The sequence below is a fragment of the Falsiroseomonas sp. genome (genome assembly GCF_030695085.1).
GTDB lineage: Bacteria > Pseudomonadota > Alphaproteobacteria > Acetobacterales > Acetobacteraceae > Falsiroseomonas.
This window is the reverse complement of the sequence record NZ_JAUYTS010000100.1, coordinates 1-14,562: the sequence shown is the minus strand read 5'-3', so window position 1 is coordinate 14,562 and position 14,562 is coordinate 1. Positions and strand designations below refer to the sequence as shown.

The window sequence follows — 14,562 nt, the reverse complement described above, 5'->3', positions numbered from 1 at the left end:
CGCCTGCGCGACGGCGGGCGCGGCCAGCGTTGCAGCAAGCAGGTGGCGGCGGGTCAGGCGCATGGTCAGGCTCCGAGGAAATACTTGCGGAGAAGGTCCAATGTCCGGGCCGGCGCTTCAAGCTCCGGCAGGTGTCCAATTCCGGGTGGCGAGACGAATTCCGCACCGGGGATGGCCGCCGCGATCAGCCGCCCCACCGTCTCCGGCGGATTGACCGCATCCTCGGCGCCGCTGATGCAAAGCGTCGGCGCGCGGATCAGCGGCGCGAAGTCGGCGATGACATCCACCTGGTCCGTGCAGCGCGCCGCCTGCAGCAGCCCGCGTGGATGGGTGGCGGCGACCATGCCCTGCACCAGGTCGCGCACCAACTTCCCTGCGCCTGGCGCCACGAGTTTCTCGGACCGCGTGCGCGCCAGCGCGACACCGCCGCCGGCCACGCTGGCCTGTCGCATCGCCAGCATCGCGGCGCGCCCCTCCTCCCCCTTCCAGCGCTGCCCGCGGGAGGTGCCCATCATCACCAGCCTTGCCACCCGCCCGGGATGTCGCGCCGCGAGACAGGCGCCGAGCATGGAGCCGAAGGAGGACCCCACGACGCAGACCGGCCCCTGCACGCCCAGCGCATCCAGCAGCGCGAGCGCCACCGCCGCATAGGCCTCGGGCACCGGTGCCTCGGCGGCAAAATGGTCGGACAAGAAATAGCCCGGTGCGTTCCAGGCGATCACCCGCGCCCGGTCGGACAGGCCGGCGAGGGAGAAGCGCCAGCCCATGCTGTTGGCGCCGATGCCATGCAGGCACAGGATCGTCTCCGGCCCCTGCCCGGCCTCCATATAGGACAGCCTCGGCCCTTCCAGGCCGAGCGCCGCGGCGTCCACTTCGCAGAAGCTCGGGTCGGGCAGCGGCGGAACCGGAGTACCGTCCGAGTGGATCATGCGCTGTCCTTTCGCGCTTCCTCATGCCAGGGCGGCAAGGGGTCCTCCGCCGGGAAGCGGCCGCGCTGCATCCGGCCGGTGGACAGTTCCGTCACCACGCCATGCAGGGTCCGCAATTCCTGTTCCGTCACCTCGCCGCGCTGGAACCAGTGGCGCAGATTGCGAACCATGCCGGGGCGCTTCGGCGGGTTGTGCAGGAAGCCGGAGGCATCAAGTTCCGCCACCAGCCGGCTGAGGAAATTCTCCAGCGCACCCTTGGTCGCCACCGGCGTGCCGTTGGTCAGGAACTGCCGGGGGGGCGTGGTCTCGGCCGCCATCCACCATTCATAGGCCAGGATCATGACGGCCTGCGCCAGGTTCAGCGAGGTGTGTTGCGGGTTCAGCGGGTAGCGCACCAGCGTGTCGCAATGCGACAGATCCTCCGCCTCCAGCCCCGCGCGTTCCGGCCCGAACAGCACCGCGGCGCGCAGGCCGCGCCCATTGATCTCGCGCAGATCGGCGGCCGCCGCACGGGCATCACGCAGCGGCACGATGACGTGGCGCGGTCGGGGGCAGGTGCCCATCACGCGGTGGCAATCGGCGATGGCGGAGGCCACGTCCGGGAAGACCTGCGCCGCATCCAGAATGGCATCGGCGCCGGAGGCGGCGGCATAGGCGTTGGGCTGCGGCCAGCCATCCCGCGGCGCCACCACGCGCATATGGAACAGACCGCCATTGGCCATGGCCCGCGCCGTGGTGCCGATATTCATGGCCATCTGCGGCCGCACCAGCACCACGATGGGGCTTTCGCCCGGCGGTGCCGTCAGCGCGGCGCGGCCATCCTCCCGCCCGCCCGTCATCGCGGGGTTGTTCGGGCGAGGAAGGCGCGGAGCTGCGCGATCTCAGCTTCCTGCGTGCGGATCACGGTCTCCGCCAACTGGCGCATTTCGGGGTCCGTGCCGTGGCGAAGCTGGATGCGGGCCATGTCGATGGCGCCCTGATGATGCGGGATCATGCCGGCGGCGAAGTCCCGATCCGCGTTTCCCGTATAGGGAATGTCCATGTCGCGGTGCATGCGTTCGCTGGCGGCGCGGTATTCCCGCGTGCTCGCCGGCTCGGCGGTGCCGGGCCGCGCGGCGGGTGCCGCGTGCTGGCCGTGGTGCTGATGGCTGTGTTGCGCGAGCGCAGGCCCGGTCAGGACGAGGGAAAGGGCAGTGACGATGGCGAGGCGGGGCATGTCGGGTCCTCCGGTTGATGGGCCGGAGGACCCGGTAGAACCTTCCCCCAAAGGGAAAGCAAGCGGATCACGCACGGCGCCAGCTCGTGCCCTGCGGCCCGTCTTCCAGCAGGATGCCCTGCGCCGCCAGATCCTGGCGGATCCGGTCCGCCTCCGCCCAATCCTTCGCCTTGCGGGCGGCAAGCCGGGCGGCGATGGCGGTCTCAATCGCCGCCGCATCGCCGGCCTCGCCACGGAACCAGGCCTCCGGCGCCGTGCCAAGCAGGCCAAGCAGCGCGCCGCAGGCCAGGATGCGTCCCTTCAGATGGCCAAGACCCGCCTGCGAGCCCTGGGCGAGCCGGTCATTCACGGTGGAAACCAGATGGTGCAGCGTGGCCAGCGCAAGCGGCGTGTTCAGGTCATCCGCCAGCGCCTGTTCGAAGGGCGGTGATTCGGCCGGATGCGGCACGTCGCCCTGCTCCGGCTCGATCGCGGCCAGCTTCGACAGGGCACGGTAGAAGCGGTCCAGCTCCCTCCGCGCCTCCTCCAGCGCCGCTTGGCTGTAGTCCAACGGGGCGCGGTAATGCGTGCGGAGCAGCAGCAGGCGAAACGCCTCCCCAGCCCAGGGTCCATGCTCCAGGATGTCCTGCACGGTCCGAAAATTGCCGGCCGACTTGGCCATTTTCTCGCCATCCACCAGCAGCATGCCGTTGTGCAGCCAGAAGCGGGCATAGTGGCTGCCCGGGAAGGCACACAGGGATTGCGCCACCTCATTCTCGTGGTGCGGAAACATCAGGTCGGCGCCGCCGCCATGGATGTCGAAATCCGGCCCGAACTGCTTCCAGGACATGGCGGAGCATTCGATGTGCCAGCCCGGCCGGCCTCGGCCCCAGGGGCTGTCCCAGCCGGGCTGCTCCGGCGTGGAGGGCTTCCACAGCACGAAATCGCCGGCATCGCGCTTGTAGGGCGCCACCTCCACCCGCGCGCCCGCCAACAGCTCATCGGTGGAACGGCCGGACAGCGCACCGTATTCGGGGAAGCTGGCGACGGAGAACAGCACATGGCCCTCCGCCGCATAGGCATGGCCATTGGCGATCAGCCGCTCGATCAGCGTCACCATCTCCGGGATGGAACCCGTCGCGGTCGGCTCCACATCCGGCGGCAGCACGCCGAGGGCCGCCATGTCGCGGCGGAATTCGGCGGCGGTGCGGGTGGTCAGCGCCTCGATCGTCTCGCCGCTCTCGCGCGCGCGGTCGATGATCTTGTCCTCGACATCGGTGATGTTGCGGGCATAGGTCAGCCGCGGATAGGCCTGCCGCAGCAGCCGCGCCAGCACGTCGAACACCACATTGGGCCGCGCATTGCCCAGATGCGCCAGATCATAGACGGTCGGGCCGCAGACATACATGCGGATATGCTGGTCATCGATCGGCACGAACCGTTCCTTGCGGCGGGTCGCGCTGTTGTGGAACTGGATATCCATGGACCTAACCTGCAACGGCCTGCGACAGGCGCTTCAGCGCCCGTTCGCGGCCGATCAATGGGAGAAAGACCTTGAGGTCGGGGCCGTGATCCTCGCCCGTCAGGGCGCGACGCAACGGCAGGTACAGCGCACGGCCCTTGCGGCCGGTGCGGGTCGACAGCTCGGATGTCCAGGCAGGCCAGGTGGCCTCATCCCACGGCTCCTCGGGCAGCGTCTCGGCGGCCAGGCGCAGAAGTTCGGCGTCGGCCGCGTCGCCAAGCGGCACGATACCACCGGCGACAACCTCCCACCAGTCGCGGGCTTCACGCAACAGATCAAGGTTGCCGCGCACCGCGAGCCAAAAATCCTCACCCGCCGCCTCCGGCAGCCGGTCCTTCACGGCCTCGAAGGGCAGCGCATGCAACCAGCGGCGGTTGAGCGCCAGAAGCTGCCTGGTGTCGAAGCGGGCTGCCGATTTGGAGACGCGCCCGAGGTCGAAATCCGGGACAAGATCGGCCGGCATGGAAGCCACCGGATCGGCCGAGGTGCCGAGTGCCGCCAGGTAGCCGACCAGCGCCGCCGGCTCCACCCCGTCCCGCCGCATCTGCCGCAGGCCCACACTGCCGGTCCGCTTGGACAGCGGCCCACCATCCGCATCAGTCAACAGCGGCAGGTGCGCGAAGCGGACACTGCGGGGATCGCCGCCGAGCGCCGTGAGGATATCGAGCTGGATGCCAGTATTGGTGACATGGTCCTCGCCCCGGACGATGTCGGTGATGCCGGTGTCGAGGTCATCGACCACGGAGGTGAAGGTATAGAGGAAGCTGCCATCGGCGCGGATCAGCACCGGGTCCGACAGGCTCGGCAGCTTGACGCTGCGCCGGCCCAGCACCCCGTCCTGCCATTCGACATGGCCGCCGGAGAGCTTGAAGCGCCAATGCGGCGTCTTGCCATTGGCCAGGGCGCGGGCGAGCTGGTCCGACGTCATCTTCAGTGCGGCGCGGTCATACAGCGGCGGCTTGCCCTGGCGGGTGCGCTGTTCCCGCTTGAAGGCCAGTTCCTCCTCCGTCTCCAGGCAGGGATAGAGGTGGCCGGAGGCCTTCAGCCGTTCGGCCGCCACGGCATACAGCGCCAGGCGGTCGGACTGCCGGGCGAATTCATCCCAATCCAGTCCGAGCCAGCGCAGATCCTCCTCGATCGCCTGGGCGTATTCGGGTCGGGAGCGTTCGGTGTCGGTGTCATCGAGACGCAGCAGGAATCGGCCAGACCGGTGCCGGGCGAGGCACCAATTGGCGATGGCGATACGGGCGTTGCCGACATGCAGCAGGCCTGTGGGGGACGGGGCGAAGCGAACTTTCATCAGGCGGGCACAGGAACGGCAAATGGCGGCACAAGGCAAGGCGCCCGATACACTTCACCGCATTCCAGCCGCGTGGGTGGTGTTAAAGTGGCCGGGTAAGGAGACTTCCCATGGTCAGGCTTCCTGTGGCGATCGTCGCCAGCGTGTTGGCAATCGGGGCCATGGCCCCGCAAGCGGCGCTGGCCGATTGGCGCTACCGCGGTTACGGGCATCACCCTCATCAATATCGCCACTACAACAATAGTGGTGCGGCGGTGTTGGGTGGTGCGCTGCTGGGCCTGGGGATTGGCGCCGCGCTGGGGGCAGCCCTGGCGCCGCCCGCGGTGATCTATGCGCCGCCACCGGTCGTCTATTACCCGCCGCCGCCGGTCGTTTACTACCAGCCGCCGCCGGCCTACTGGGCTCCGGTCGGGCGGGCGCAGATTTATGCGGCCCCGCCCCCCTACTACGATCAGCACTACGCTGCGCCGGCGCCGGTCTATGCGCCGCCGCCCCATGACGGCGGATGGAAGTGAGGGCGGGCTAAGCCTCGCCATCCTCCTCAGCGTCGTCGTCATCCTCGTCGCGGCGAGGGTCAATGATACGCCAGTTGCGTTCCTCGGCGTCCGTCGCGGCACGCGCGGCGAAATCGGCCAGTTCATTGGCGCTGCGCCAGGCATCCTCGCCGGCGCCCTGCACCTCGGCATCCTCGCCGAAGGTGCCCCAGGCCGCCATCACCGCCTTGGCGTCCATGCCGGGGGCACGGCAGATATCCACCGAATCCCGCACATAGCGCCGCGCGAAGGCGTTGGCGTGGGCCACGGTGCCGAAGCCCCGCACCACCTCCACCGGCTCCGCGCCATTGGCGCCGGACAGGTCCATGATCCGCACCTCGAGTCCCTCGACCTGGCCGAGCACCTCGCGGGCGAAAATGGGGTCTTCATCCCCCTCATCATGGCCACTCATGCGATCAATCCGGAAAAGCCGTTCGTCAGCGGGTAGCGGCGGTCGCGCCCGAAGGCGCGGGGGGTGATCTTCACACCCGGCGGCGCCTGGCGGCGCTTGTATTCGGCGCGGTCCAGCATGCGCCAGATCCGCAGCACCGTGGCGCGGTCATGTCCCTGGGCCACCAGCGTGTCCACATCCAGCTCACGTTCCACCAGACCCTCCAGGATCGCGTCCAGCACCTCATAGGGCGGCAACGTGTCCTGATCGGTTTGGTCGGGCTTGAGTTCCGCGGAGGGCGGCTTGGTGATCACCCGGTCCGGCATCACCGGCCCCTGCGGCCCCAGCGCATCCGGTGGCACATTCTCGTTCCGCCAGCGCGAAAGGGCGAAGACCGTCATCTTCCAGACGTCCTTCAGCACCGAATAGCCGCCGCACATGTCGCCATACAGCGTGGCGTAGCCGGTGCTCATCTCGGATTTGTTGCCGGTGGTCAGCAGCATGTCCCCGAATTTGTTGGACAGCGCCATCAGCGTCACGCCGCGCAGGCGCGATTGCAGGTTTTCCTCGGTGGTATCCGCCGGCCGGTTGCCGAAGGCGGGTGCCAGCATCCCCTGCATGGCCTCCATCGCCGCCCCGATCGGGATGCTCTCATACCGGATGCCCAGCAGCTTCGCGCACTGCTCGGCATCGTCCAGGCTGTCGCGGGAGGTATAGGGCGAGGGCAGCATCACCGCCCGCACCCGGTCCGGCCCGAGCGCATCGGCCGCGACAGCGGCGGACAGCGCGCTGTCGATGCCGCCCGACAGGCCGAGCACAACCCCGGGGAAGCCATTCTTGGTCACATAGTCCCGCAGGCCGAGCATCATGGCGCGATAGATCTGCTCAAGCTCCGGCATCGCCGGTGGCACCTTCTGCGGCGCGCAGACCCAGCCCTGCGGCCCGCGCGACCAATCCGTGATCGCCAGCTTTTCCTCGAACATCGGCAGTTGCACCGCCAGGCTGCGGTCGCCGTTGAGGACGAAGGAGGCACCGTCGAAAACCAGCTCATCCTGGCCACAGATCTGGTTGAGGAAGACGAAGGGCAGTCCGGTTTCCACCACCCGCGCCACGGCAAGCTGCACCCGGGTATCCTGCTTGGTGGCCTCGAAGGGGGAGCCGTTGATGCTGATCAGCATCTCCGCGCCGCTTTCGGCCAGTGTCTCGCTGACCGCGGGAAACCACCAATCCTCGCAGATCATCAGGCCGAGGCGGACGCCGCGGAAGGCAACCGGGCCGGGCGCGGGGCCGGCGATGAAGACGCGCTTGTCGTCGAACACGCCGTAATTCGGCAATTCATGCTTCGCCCGCCGCGCCAGGATGCGACCACCCTCCAGCACGAACAGCGCATTGTGCAGCCTGTCGCCATCCCGCCACGGTCCGCCCACCACCACGCCCGGCCCGCCATCCGCGGTCTCGGCGGCCAGCGCCTCGATCCGCTGCATGCAGGCCTCGACGAAAGCGGGCTTGAGGACGAGATCCTCCGGCGGGTAGCCGGCGATGGAGAATTCTGGGGTCACCAGCAGATCCGCGCCCGCGGCCGCGGCCTCCGCCCGCGCCTGGCGGATGCGCGCAGCATTGGCGTCGAGCGCGCCCTCATGCGGGTTGATCTGGGCGAGCGCGATGCGGAGCCGGTCTGTCATGATCCGGCGAACCTAGGGACGCCCCCCCGAAGGGTCAACGCGCGCGGGGCGGGAACCGCACCACCGTCAGGATCATGCCGGCCGAAACCAATCCGACACCGGCAAAGCCGAGCAGGCCGAGCGGCTCACCCAGCAGTGGCCAGGCCGCCAGTGCCGCCATCCCCGGCACCAGGGCGGTGATGGTGGTGGTGGTCGGCGCGCCAAGGGCCGTGACCGCCTTGGTGAACAAAAGGCCGGCCAGGATCGTGGCGAAGATGCCCTGGTAGATAAGCTGATACAGTGCCACGCCCGCGCTCGCCGTGCCGATGCTCGACGGCAGCAGGAACCACCAGACGGGCAGGTAGATCGGCGCCGACCACAGGGCGATCGACAGCGTCGCCTGCATCGCCCCAATCCCCCAGAGCCGGATCAGCAAGGTGTAGATCGCCCAGCAGCAGGATCCGGCGAGGAACAGCAGGTCGCCACGCCAGGCCCCCGGATGGGCACCCAGCGTATCGCTGGCCAGCAACCCGATTCCACAGGCCACGACAACGAGCGATGCCGCCCGCCGGCGGGTCCAGGCCTCCCCGAGAAAGGCGACCCCCAGCGCAGCGGTCAGGAAGGGCAGCGTGCCCGGCAGCATCACGCCGCCATGGGCGGCCGGCGCCAAGGTGAAGCCGTGATAGGCGAAGATGGGAAAGCCGAAGGAGGCCGCGCCGAGCAGGGCCAGCAATCGTAGCGGCGGCAGCCTCGGCAGGCCAAGCACCGCGACCAGAGGCAGCGCGGCCAGGAAGGCGCCCGAATAGCGCAAGGCTGCGACATCCCAGGGTGTCAGCGACTGGCTCGCTGAGAGACGCGAGGACAGCAGGAATCCCGCCCAGACGAACAGCACCGCGAAGGCGCAGGCAAAACCGATCCGGCGCTCCCGCGCGGCGGGGTTCGCGCCCGCTGCCGCGGCGGTTGGGGAGGGTGCTTCGCCGGACATCCGCTTCAGTCTAATGAAGGGCAGGCCGATTGCCCATGGAGCGAGGGACACCGATGGCAGCACCTGACCCCTTCCTGCCCGGCGACCTTCTGCCGGCCCTGTCGCTTCCGGACGCCGCTGGCGCCCTGTTCGACCTGCATCACCAGTCGATCGCGGGCCTGTACCGCGTGCTGGTCCTGGGCAGCCTGCCCACACCGACACAGACCAAGCAGGCCGAGGAGGTAGCGCGGCAGCGGCAGGCGCGGATCATCCTGGTCGCCGACGGCAAGGCCGGGACCAACGAGCCAAAGGACGGACCACCCAGGCTGTTCGATGCCGAGCGAAAGTTGTTTCTCGGCCTCGGGCTGCCACAAGGTGGCGTGGCGGTGATCTCGCCGCGCGGGCGGCTCAGCTTCGCGCAGCCGGGCGAGGCAGCGCTGAAGGCCGCGCTGGCCACCCTGCCGGAACCAGAGGCGCCGGTCCTGCGGCGCAGCGGCGCGCCCGTGCTGCTGATCCCGCAGGTGCTGGAGCCGGCGATGATCGCGGCGCTGCTCATGCATTGGGAGGAGGGCGAAAAGCAACAGGGGCGGGTCGCGGCAGCAGGCGCCGGGGCTGGCCTGGTGACCGATATCAAGCGCCGCACGGACGTGTTCCTGACCGACCGGACGCTCTACGCCGCCTTTCAGCGCCGCCTGGAACGCCGGGTGCTGCCGGAAATGTGGCGCGCCTTCCGCTTCCGCGCGGCGAGCTTCGAGGCGCCCCGCATTGGCTGCTACGCTGCCGAGACGGCAGGCGCCTTCGGCGCGCATCGCGACAACCGCACGCCCTTCACCGCGCATCGGCGCTTCGCCATGAGCCTCAACCTGAACAGCGGTGCCTATGAAGGCGGCACGCTGCGGTTTCCGGAATTCGGGCCTGATTCCTACGAACCCCCCGCCGGCGGCTGCGCCATATTCTGCTGCGACCTGCTGCATGAGGCGCTGCCCGTCACCGTCGGGCAGCGCTTCGCCATCTTCACCTTCTTCACCGATTCGGAAGGCGCGCAGCAGGAACGCAAGCTGATGGCGGAAGCCGCCGCGCGCGGGCAGAAGGGCGTCGAGCTGCGTTAGCCCTGGCCGCGTCGCCTGGCACCGTTCCGCAGCAGGAATTCGCGGCCCACCTTCACCCGCGGCACGCCGTCATAGGCCACGATATCGGCGGTCGCGTAGGTTTCGTACCAGGCATCGGGGATGAAGGACCCAGTGCCGACCACGTCGATCGGCGCCTTCGCCTCCGCCATCACCCGGCATTTGCGGACCCCGAAGCCGGAGGACGCGACGATGCGGACCTTCGGGAAGCCGGCCTCATCCAGCGCCTCCCGCATCCGCCAGATCGCCGCCGCCGAAACGCCGGTACCGACCAGGTGGCGCAGTTCCGTCTCGCTGCGATAGCGGCGCACGGCCTGTGGCGCATGGCGTTCCAGCACCGCGTAGGATTCGCCGGGGTCCAGCCCTTCCAGGAAGCGGCCGCCATGCGTGTCCAGCCGCACCGCCATCCGCCCCGCCGCCGCGAGTTCCGGGAAGCGGGCGCAGACCGCCAGGCTGTCCGTCACCTCCCGCCCGAAATAATCGACCAGCACGGTCAGGTCTTCGCCCGGGTAGGTCTCGTGGAACATCTCCGCCGCGCGAACGGTGGAACCGGCATAACCGATCAGGGCATGCGGCATGGTGCCGCGGCCGCGGGCGGCGCCGAACCAATGGGCGGTCGCGTCATTGGCGTTGCCGATGAAGCCCTTCGCACCCTCCCGCTGCGCCGAGGCGCTGCCGATGGCCGCCGCATAGGCCATCATTTCCTGCATCTCGGCCCCGGCGCAGTGTCGGGCCTCCATGGCGAGGAAGGGCACCTGCGGCAGTTCGACGCACATCTGGTAGGCGTTGTGCGCCGCGACGCAGGCCGGGCCGACCTTCTGCAGCAGGATGGTCTCCACATCCGCGAGCTGGGCGAAGGACCCGGAGAGGTAGAAGATCGGGTCGCCGGCGCCGACCCAATCCCCCTCCCGGTGCATCAGCTCCACCTCGAAGCGGGTCTCCCGCCGGGCCGCGACCGCCTCCAGCCAGGTCGTCGCCAGCCGCGGCGCAGAGATCACCGGCCGGCGCAGAAAGACCGCATAGGTCACCCGGCAATCGCCGAATTTCTCGACGACCGCCCGGGTGCGGTTGAAGTAGCTGTCGGTCCAGGCCGGAATATCCTCCACCGCAGGCGGCAGCGATCGGGCCCCGGGGGATATGGGATGAGGCATGGCCGTCACTGGGCTGCCCTGGCCGGCAGCACCGCGGCATCGGGGCGACGCGCCTTCAACTCCTCCGAGATCAAGAAGGCCAGTTCCAGCGACTGCTCGGCATTCAGCCGAGGGTCGCAGAAAGTGGCGTAGTTGGCGGCCAGATCGGCCTCCGTCATCCGGTGCGCGCCGCCGAGGCATTCCGTCACGTTCTGCCCCGTCATCTCGACATGCACGCCGGCCGGGATGGTTCCTTCCGCCGCATGGCAGTCGAAAAAGCGGCGGATCTCAGACAGGATCAGGTCGAAGGGCCGCGTCTTGTAGGCGCCGGCCTTCACCGTATTGCCGTGCATCGGGTCGCACAGCCAGACCACGTTGCGGCCGGCGCGCTTCACCGCCCCGAGCAGGCCCGGCAGCTTGCCCTCCACCTTGTCCGCCCCCATCCGGGAGATCAGGGTCAGGCGACCCTTCTCATTGGACGGGTTCAGGATTTCGGTCAGGCGGACCAGCTCATCCGCCTCCATGGTCGGGCCGACCTTCATGCCGATCGGGTTGGCAACGCCGCGGAGGAATTCCACATGCGCGCCATCCGGCTGCCGCGTGCGGTCACCGATCCAGAGGAAATGCGCCGAACAGGCATAGTGACGGCCCGGATGGGTGGAGGGCTGGCGGGTCAGCGCCTCCTCGAATGGCAACAGCAGGGATTCGTGGGAGGTGTAGAACTCCGTCTCCCGCACCTGCGGCAGGTCGGACATGCCGCAGGCGCCCATGAAGCGCAGCGTCTCATCGATCCGGTGCGCCAGGCCCGCATAGCGGTCGGCGAGCGGGCTGCGGGCGGCGAAGTCGAGGTTCCAGCGATGCACCTCGTGCAGATCGGCGTAGCCGCCGGTCGCGAAGGCGCGCAGCAGGTTGAGCGTGGCGGCCGATTGCAGATAGGCGAATTCCATCCGCGAGGGGTCGGGCACCCGCGCCTCCGGCGTGAAATCCGGGCCGTTGACGATGTCGCCCCGGTAGGAGGGCAAGGTCACGCCATCGATGGTCTCGCTGTCGCTGCTGCGCGGCTTGGCGAATTGCCCGGCCATGCGGCCGAGCTTCACCACCGGCACCGCAGCGCCAAAGGTCAGCACCACGGCCATCTGCAGCAGCACCCGGAAGGTGTCCCGGATGGTATTGCCGTGGAATTCGGCGAAGCTCTCCGCGCAATCGCCGCCCTGCAGGACAAAGGCGTGGCCATCACCCGCGCGTGCCAGCTGGGCCTTCAGCCGATCCGCCTCACCTGCAAATACCAGCGGCGGAAATCGACGGACCTTATCCTCGGTGGCCCGAAGAAGGGCCTGGTTGGGATAGTCCGGAACCTGCCGGATGGGCATCGCCCGCCAGCTATCCGGGGTCCACGCGCGCGCTATCATTTTTGTCCGTGCTCCACTCCTGGCGGCAACCTTAGCGCCCGGAGCCGGGATGTGAAACTCTGGCCTGCCGGGTCTATTCCGCCGCCGCCTGCTGCGGCGGCTGGACGCCGGCCTCCCGCGCCCGGGTGCGAAGGGTGACGAACTCCTCCGCCGCCGTCGGGTGGATGCCGATGGTCCGGTCGAAATCGGCCTTGGTGGCGCCCATGCCGACGGCGATGCCGATGCCCTGCATGATCTCCGCCGCATCCTCCCCCAGCATATGGGCGCCCAGGATCTTGTCCGTCCGCTGGCAAACAACGAGCTTCATCAGCGTCTTGCGCCCCGCGCGGCCGCTGATCGTGTGGCGCATCGGGGTGAAGTGGGTGACGAAGACATCCACCGGCCCGCGCGCCGCGGCATCCTGCTCGGACAGGCCCACGGTGGCGATGGGCGGGTTGGTGAACACCGCCGTCGCCACATTCTCATAGGATGCCTTGCGCGGCTTTTTGCCGAACAGCGTATCCGCCAGCGCATGGCCGGTAGCGGTCGCCATCGGCGTCAGGTTGATCCGGTCGATCACGTCGCCCAGGGCGTAGATGTTCGGCTGGCTGCTGCGGTGCTCCTCATCCACCGTGATGGCACCCGCCGCATTCATCGCCACGCCGGCCGCCTCCAGGCCAAGCCCTTTGGTGTTGGGGCTGCGGCCGGTGCAGAAGAAGACCGCATCCGTCTCCCGGATGAAATTGCTGGACATGCCGACCAGCAGGCTGCCCTCCACCTGAGTTATGCGCGTGGGCGAGACATCCGGGTTCAGCCGGATGCCCTGGGCGGTCATGGCAGCCACCACCGCAGTGCGGATATCGTCATCGAAGCCACGCAGCGGCAGGGCGGCGCGGTACATCACATCCACCTCCGCACCCAGGCCGCGCAGGATGCAGGCGAATTCCAGGGCGATATAGCCGGCGCCAATGACCACCACCCGCTTCGGCAACGCCTTCAGGGTGAACAGATCATCCGAGATCAGCCCCAGCTCGGCGCCCGGAATGTCCAGCCGCTGCGCCGTGCCGCCGGTGGCGACCAGGATGCGCTCCGCCGTCACCTTCCGCTCCCCCACCTGGATGGTGTGGGCGTCGAGCAGGGTGGCGCGGGCGTCGAAGGTGGTCACGCCATTGCCGGCCAGCAGCTTGCCATAGATGCCGGAAAGCCGCGCCACCTCGGCATCCCGCGCCTTGGCCAGCTTGGCCCAGTCATGGCCACGGATTTCGATATCCCAGCCAAAGGCGGCACCGTCTTCCGCCCATTGGCCGTATTCCGTGGCGTTCACCATGATCTTCTTCGGCACGCAGCCGACATTGACGCAGGTGCCGCCCCAGAATCGCTCCTCCGCCACGCCAACCCGGGCGCCATGTGCGGCGGAGACCCGCGCGCAGCGGACACCGGCGGAGCCGCCGCCAATGACGAAGAGGTCGAAATCATAGGCCATAATCGTCAGGTCCCGATGCCGCCGAGGGCGAGATACTTGATCTCGAGATAATCATCGATGCCGTATTTCGAGCCTTCCCGGCCCAGGCCGCTTTGCTTCACCCCGCCGAAGGGGGCGACCTCGGTGGAGATGATGCCCTCATTGATCCCGATGATGCCGGCCTCGATCGCCTCCGCCACGCGGAAGATGCGGCCGATGTCGCGGGAATAGAAATAGGCGGCCAGGCCGAATTCGCTGTCATTGGCTAGCGCCACCGCCTCCTCCTCCGTCTTGAAGCGGAACAGGGGGGCGACCGGGCCGAAAGTCTCCTCGCGGAACACCAGGGCGCCATGCGGCACATCGGCCAGGATGGTCGGCTGGAAGAAATTGCCGCCCCGTTCGTGGCGCTTGCCGCCGGTGACGATGCTCGCACCCTTGGCGGTGGCATCCGCGATATGCTCTTCCACCTTCGCCACCGCATCGGCGTTGATCAGTGGCCCCTGGGTGACGCCCGGCTCCATCCCGTCGCCCACCTTCAGCGCCTCGACCGCCACCTTCAGCTTCTGGGCGAAGGCGTCAAACACCCCGTCCTGCACCAGGATCCGGTTGGCGCAGACGCAGGTCTGGCCGGTGTTGCGATACTTCGACGCCATGGTGCCCTGCACGGCGGCATCGAGATCCGCATCGTCGAAGACGATGAAGGGCGCATTGCCGCCCAGTTCCATCGAGGTCTTCTTGATGGTCGGCGCGCATTGCGCCAGCAGCTTGCGGCCGACCTCGGTGGAGCCGGTGAAGGACAATTTGCGCACCAGCGGGTTGGAGGTCAGCTCCCCGCCCGTCTCGCTGGCCGGGCCGGTGATGACGTTGCAGACGCCGGGCGGCATCCCGGCACGCTCCGCCAGCACCGCCAGGGCCAGCGCGCTGAACGGGGTCTGGGAAGCAGGGCGGATCACCCCGGTA

The 14,562-nt window shown here is 68.6% G+C and carries 14 protein-coding genes; 2 read left to right on the top strand and 12 right to left on the bottom strand.

Features of this window, described 5'->3' with window-relative positions:
- Positions 1 to 65 precede the first annotated feature (65 nt).
- The 5 genes from Q8S40_RS11845 to gltX all read right to left on the bottom strand — a co-directional run bounded on the left by Q8S40_RS11845 (position 66) and on the right by gltX (position 4,946).
- Positions 66 to 929, bottom strand: coding sequence for an alpha/beta fold hydrolase (locus Q8S40_RS11845; RefSeq protein WP_305670562.1), 864 nt, complete (start codon positions 927 to 929; stop codon positions 66 to 68).
- Positions 926 to 1,768, bottom strand: a complete 843-nt coding sequence (locus tag Q8S40_RS11840; protein ID WP_305670561.1) for an RNA methyltransferase — start codon at positions 1,766 to 1,768, stop codon at positions 926 to 928. Before Q8S40_RS11840 ends, Q8S40_RS11845 begins: the two co-directional genes overlap by 4 nt.
- Entirely contained in the window at positions 1,765 to 2,145 is a 381-nt protein-coding gene (locus Q8S40_RS11835) for a DUF305 domain-containing protein (protein WP_304807312.1), read from the bottom strand. The genes Q8S40_RS11840 and Q8S40_RS11835 overlap by 4 nt, the downstream gene beginning before the upstream one ends.
- Positions 2,146 to 2,212: 67 nt before the next feature.
- Positions 2,213 to 3,607 carry a cysteine--tRNA ligase gene (cysS, locus tag Q8S40_RS11830; RefSeq protein WP_305670560.1) on the bottom strand — a complete coding sequence of 465 codons (1,395 nt, stop codon included), beginning with the start codon at positions 3,605 to 3,607 and terminating at the stop codon, positions 2,213 to 2,215.
- 4 nt (positions 3,608 to 3,611) lie between these two features.
- Positions 3,612 to 4,946, bottom strand: a complete 1,335-nt coding sequence (gene gltX, locus Q8S40_RS11825) for a glutamate--tRNA ligase (protein WP_305670559.1) — start codon at positions 4,944 to 4,946, stop codon at positions 3,612 to 3,614.
- A 110-nt stretch (positions 4,947 to 5,056) separates the two neighbouring features.
- Here gltX and Q8S40_RS11820 point away from each other — a divergent pair, with 110 nt between their 5' ends.
- Positions 5,057 to 5,461 (top strand): hypothetical protein, encoded by a 405-nt coding sequence (locus Q8S40_RS11820; RefSeq protein ID WP_305670558.1) that lies wholly within the window; start codon positions 5,057 to 5,059, stop codon positions 5,459 to 5,461.
- 7 nt (positions 5,462 to 5,468) lie between these two features.
- Here the strand turns inward: Q8S40_RS11820 and Q8S40_RS11815 are convergent, their stop codons facing one another.
- Genes Q8S40_RS11815 through Q8S40_RS11805 form a run of 3 tightly spaced genes read right to left on the bottom strand, consistent with a single transcriptional unit; the run spans position 5,469 to position 8,567 of the window.
- Positions 5,469 to 5,891 (bottom strand): hypothetical protein, encoded by a 423-nt coding sequence (locus Q8S40_RS11815; RefSeq protein ID WP_304807305.1) that lies wholly within the window; start codon positions 5,889 to 5,891, stop codon positions 5,469 to 5,471.
- Entirely contained in the window at positions 5,888 to 7,552 is a 1,665-nt protein-coding gene (locus Q8S40_RS11810) for an NAD+ synthase (protein WP_305670557.1), read from the bottom strand. The genes Q8S40_RS11815 and Q8S40_RS11810 overlap by 4 nt, the downstream gene beginning before the upstream one ends.
- A 34-nt stretch (positions 7,553 to 7,586) precedes the next feature.
- A complete protein-coding gene (locus Q8S40_RS11805; RefSeq protein ID WP_305670556.1) occupies positions 7,587 to 8,567 on the bottom strand; it encodes a DMT family transporter in 981 nt (326 codons plus the stop codon).
- A 2-nt stretch (positions 8,568 to 8,569) separates the two neighbouring features.
- On the opposite strand from Q8S40_RS11805, the gene Q8S40_RS11800 reads away from it, so the two are divergent.
- Complete coding sequence (locus Q8S40_RS11800; protein ID WP_305670555.1) at positions 8,570 to 9,604, top strand: 2OG-Fe(II) oxygenase; 1,035 nt, start codon at positions 8,570 to 8,572, stop codon at positions 9,602 to 9,604.
- Here Q8S40_RS11800 and Q8S40_RS11795 read toward each other — a convergent pair.
- From Q8S40_RS11795 to Q8S40_RS11780, 4 genes are all read right to left on the bottom strand, one after another.
- Entirely contained in the window at positions 9,601 to 10,773 is a 1,173-nt protein-coding gene (locus tag Q8S40_RS11795) for a nicotinate phosphoribosyltransferase (RefSeq protein ID WP_305670554.1), read from the bottom strand. The genes Q8S40_RS11800 and Q8S40_RS11795 overlap by 4 nt on opposite strands.
- A 5-nt stretch (positions 10,774 to 10,778) precedes the next feature.
- Complete coding sequence (locus Q8S40_RS11790; RefSeq protein ID WP_304807296.1) at positions 10,779 to 12,161, bottom strand: class II 3-deoxy-7-phosphoheptulonate synthase; 1,383 nt, start codon at positions 12,159 to 12,161, stop codon at positions 10,779 to 10,781.
- Between the two features lie 73 nt (positions 12,162 to 12,234).
- Positions 12,235 to 13,623 (bottom strand): glutathione-disulfide reductase, encoded by a 1,389-nt coding sequence (gene gorA, locus Q8S40_RS11785; protein WP_305670553.1) that lies wholly within the window; start codon positions 13,621 to 13,623, stop codon positions 12,235 to 12,237.
- A 5-nt stretch (positions 13,624 to 13,628) separates the two neighbouring features.
- Positions 13,629 to 14,562 (bottom strand): aldehyde dehydrogenase family protein (locus Q8S40_RS11780; RefSeq protein ID WP_305670552.1); only part of this gene is annotated, 934 nt, incomplete at its 5' end.

Bases quoted from the DNA above. Each gene is read 5' to 3' on its own strand.
- Q8S40_RS11845 (WP_305670562.1), bottom strand. From the start codon at position 929: ATGATCCACTCGGACGGTACTCCGGTTCCGCCGCTGCCCGACCCGAGC.
- Q8S40_RS11840 (WP_305670561.1), bottom strand. From the start codon at position 1,768: ATGACGGGCGGGCGGGAGGATGGCCGCGCCGCGCTGACGGCACCGCCG.
- Q8S40_RS11835 (WP_304807312.1), bottom strand. From the start codon at position 2,145: ATGCCCCGCCTCGCCATCGTCACTGCCCTTTCCCTCGTCCTGACCGGG.
- cysS (WP_305670560.1), bottom strand. From the start codon at position 3,607: ATGGATATCCAGTTCCACAACAGCGCGACCCGCCGCAAGGAACGGTTC.
- gltX (WP_305670559.1), bottom strand. From the start codon at position 4,946: ATGAAAGTTCGCTTCGCCCCGTCCCCCACAGGCCTGCTGCATGTCGGC.
- Q8S40_RS11820 (WP_305670558.1), top strand. From the start codon at position 5,057: ATGGTCAGGCTTCCTGTGGCGATCGTCGCCAGCGTGTTGGCAATCGGG.
- Q8S40_RS11815 (WP_304807305.1), bottom strand. From the start codon at position 5,891: ATGAGTGGCCATGATGAGGGGGATGAAGACCCCATTTTCGCCCGCGAG.
- Q8S40_RS11810 (WP_305670557.1), bottom strand. From the start codon at position 7,552: ATGACAGACCGGCTCCGCATCGCGCTCGCCCAGATCAACCCGCATGAG.
- Q8S40_RS11800 (WP_305670555.1), top strand. From the start codon at position 8,570: ATGGCAGCACCTGACCCCTTCCTGCCCGGCGACCTTCTGCCGGCCCTG.
- Q8S40_RS11795 (WP_305670554.1), bottom strand. From the start codon at position 10,773: ATGCCTCATCCCATATCCCCCGGGGCCCGATCGCTGCCGCCTGCGGTG.
- Q8S40_RS11790 (WP_304807296.1), bottom strand. From the start codon at position 12,161: ATGATAGCGCGCGCGTGGACCCCGGATAGCTGGCGGGCGATGCCCATC.
- gorA (WP_305670553.1), bottom strand. From the start codon at position 13,623: ATGGCCTATGATTTCGACCTCTTCGTCATTGGCGGCGGCTCCGCCGGT.